This is a genomic window from Sphingomonas sp. NPDC092440 (assembly GCF_044754985.1).
Classification (GTDB): domain Bacteria; phylum Pseudomonadota; class Alphaproteobacteria; order Sphingomonadales; family Sphingomonadaceae; genus Sphingomonas.
The window spans coordinates 2,501-5,968 of the sequence record NZ_JBIVQA010000031.1 but is presented as its reverse complement, the minus strand read 5'-3'; the positions used below and the strand labels follow the sequence as shown (position 1 = coordinate 5,968).

The following is a 3,468-nucleotide window of genomic DNA, read 5'->3' as shown; positions in this document are numbered from 1 at the left end:
GCGACCGGCGATTCCGCGAGCTTCCGCGCGGGAGTATCCGCCGGATTGGTTCCGATATGCTTCCGGTGCGGTCTGTCCCAGAAACGCAAAACCCCGCCAAGTCGTTGACTTGACGGGAGAATTCTTGGTTGCGGGAGTAGGATTTGAACCTACGACCTTCAGGTTATGAGCCTGACGAGCTACCGGGCTGCTCCATCCCGCGCCACCAAGGGGTTGGGGATCAGGTTTGCAGGCGGAGCGGCGAGCTCCGCAAGGCCGGGAGGCCGCCGCGCCTTGCCGGCGGGGAAGCCAAGGTCGCGGATGCGACCGCCGGCGCCTGAGGCCAACAAGACAAAGTGAATGGGTTGTACTTACCGGAGCACAGGCTTCAATGCCTGGCGACGACCTACTCTTCCATCGCTTAAGCGATAGTACCATCGGCGCTGTCTGGTTTCACGGCCGAGTTCGGGATGGGATCGGGTGGGTCACAGACGCTATAGCCACCAAGCAATGAAGCCTGTGCTGCGGTAGGTTTTTCAAATCGGTGCACCAAGGTGAGATGAACATCCGATCATCGACAGCCAATGCTGTCGTTGATGGTGGGACTCATCAAGCGCGAATAGGACAATTAGGACCGGTTAGCTCCATGCGTTACCGCACTTCCACATCCGGCCTATCAAGGTCGTGGTCTTCGACCGTCCTAAGAAATCTTATCTCGAGGGAGGCTTCCCGCTTAGATGCTTTCAGCGGTTATCCCGTCCATACATAGCTACCCTGCTGCGCCGTTGGCACGACGACAGGTACACCAGAGGTATGTTCAACCCGGTCCTCTCGTACTAGGGTCAACTCCTCTCAAATTTCGACGCCCACGGCAGATAGGGACCAAACTGTCTCGCGACGTTCTGAACCCAGCTCACGTACCACTTTAATTGGCGAACAGCCAAACCCTTGGGACCTGCTCCAGCCCCAGGATGTGATGAGCCGACATCGAGGTGCCAAACAACCCCGTCGATATGAGCTCTTGGGGGTTATCAGCCTGTTATCCCCGGCGTACCTTTTATCCGTTGAGCGATGGCCCTTCCACGAGGGACCACCGGATCACTATGACCGACTTTCGTCTCTGCTCGACTTGTCAGTCTCGCAGTCAGGCTGGCTTATGCCATTGCACTCTAACAGCCGGTTTCCAACCGGCCTGAGCCAACCTTCGCGCGCCTCCGTTACTCTTTAGGAGGCGACCGCCCCAGTCAAACTACCCGCCACAGAGGGTCCCTGATCCAGTTTCATGGATCGAGGTTAGACATTAAAAAACAACAGGGTGGTATTTCACCTATGGCTCCACATCAGCTGGCGCCGATGCTTCAAAGCCTCCCACCTATGCTACACAGTTATTTTCCAATGCCACTCTGAAGCTGCAGTAAAGGTGCACGGGGTCTTTCCGTCTAACCGCGGGTACTCCGCATCTTCACGGAGAATTCAATTTCGCTGAGCATGTCCTGGAGACAGTGGGGAAGTCGTTACGCCATTCGTGCAGGTCGGAACTTACCCGACAAGGAATTTCGCTACCTTAGGACCGTTATAGTTACGGCCGCCGTTTACCTGGGCTTCATTTCGGAGCTTGCACCCCTCCACTTAACCTTCAGGCACCGGGCAGGCGTCAGACCCTATACGTCGTCTTGAAGCCGACTTAGCAGAGCCCTGTGTTTTTGCTAAACAGTCGCTACCCCCTGGCCTGTGCCCCCTCATACTGCTTGCGCAATGTGAGGGCCTCCTTCTTCCGAAGGTACGGAGGCAATTTGCCGAGTTCCTTCAGGACACTTCTCTCAAGCGCCTTGGTATACTCTACCTGACCACCTGTGTCGGTTTCGGGTACGGTCTATACGGTGGGGCTATTTCCCGGGACAGCTTCGAAGCATGCTCAATCCGTTAAGAGCATACAACACACACCATCCGTCACACACCACCAGGCCCACGAATATTAACGTGGTTCCCATCGACTACCCCCTTCGGGCTCGTCTTAGGGGCCGGCTCACCCTGCGCGGATTAGCCTTGCGCAGGAACCCTTGGTCTTTCGGCGAAAGGGCATCTCACCCTTTTTATCGCTACTCATGTCTGCATTCGCACTTCCGATACCTCCACGACCCATTACCAGATCGCTTCACAGGCTTACGGAACGCTCCGCTACCGCGTGGATAAATCCACACCCTAAGCTTCGGTGCACGTCTTGAGCCCCGTTACATCTTCGCCGCAGGAACCCTTATTTAGACCAGTGAGCTGTTACGCTTTCTTTAAAGGATGGCTGCTTCTAAGCCAACCTCCTGGTTGTTTTGGGATTCCCACATGCTTTCCCACTTAGACGTGACTTGGGGACCTTAGCTGTAGGTCAGGGCTGTTTCCCTTTTGACGACGGACCTTAGCACCCGCCGTCTGTCTCCCGGATATCACTCCTAGGTATTCGGAGTTTGGTTAGAATTGGTAGATCTCGCGACCCCCGCATCCATCCAGTGCTCTACCCCCTAGGGTGTTCATCCGAGGCACTACCTCAATAGTTTTCGCGGAGAACCAGCTATTTCCCGGCTTGATTGGCCTTTCACCCCTAAACACAACTCATCCGGTAACTTTTCAACGTTAATCGGTTCGGACCTCCAGTGGGTGTTACCCCACCTTCATCCTGGTCATGCCTAGATCGCCGGGTTTCGGGTCTAATACATCAAACTAAGTCGCCCTATTCAGACTCGCTTTCGCTGCGCCTACACCTATCGGCTTAAGCTTGCTTGATACATTAAGTCACAGACCCATTATGCAAGAGGTACGCGGTCACCCCATAAAGAGGCTCCCACTGCTTGTAGGCAATCGGTTTCAGGTACTGTTTCACTCCCCTCATCGGGGTGCTTTTCACCTTTCCCTCACGGTACTAGTTCGCTATCGGTCGCATACGAGTATTTAGGCTTGGAGGGTGGTCCCCCCATGTTCAGACAGGATTACACGTGTCCCGCCCTACTCGAGTCTTCTAACATCACTTTCGCATACGGGGCTGTCACCCGCTATGGCCCATCTTTCCAGATGGTTCTGCTAGTTGAATTAGAAGCACTGGCCTGGTCCGCGTTCGCTCGCCACTACTAACGGAATCTCGGTTGATGTCTTTTCCTCCGGTTACTGAGATGTTTCAGTTCGCCGGGTTCGCTTCACGAAGCCTATTTTATTCAGCTAGGTGATACCTTTTTCCAATTACCCAAACCGTGATTACTCACGACCAGGATAATCGGATTAGGTGGGTTTCCCCATTCGGAAATCGTGGGATCAAAGCCTGCTCACAGCTCCCCCACGCTTATCGCAGCGTGCCACGTCCTTCATCGCCTGTATGCGCCAAGGCATCCACCAATTGCCCTTACCTCACGCTTGAGAGTCCACACCACCAACGACAACACTGGATTGGCATAAGCCAACACGAAACTCGGCAGAGCAGTGTAGCGCAGTATCTTGGTGTGGATG

1 tRNA gene and 2 rRNA genes are annotated in these 3,468 nt (G+C 54.7%); all 3 read right to left on the bottom strand.

The features are described 5' to 3' along the window. Nucleotides 1-125: 125 nt before the first annotated feature. Nucleotides 126-202 (bottom strand) — tRNA-Met (locus ACIQCS_RS23835). 170 nt (nucleotides 203-372) lie between these two features. Then, a 5S ribosomal RNA gene (rrf, locus tag ACIQCS_RS23830) occupies nucleotides 373-487 on the bottom strand. Between the two features lie 100 nt (nucleotides 488-587). Next, nucleotides 588-3,378 (bottom strand): 23S ribosomal RNA (locus tag ACIQCS_RS23825). Nucleotides 3,379-3,468: the final 90 nt, after the last annotated feature.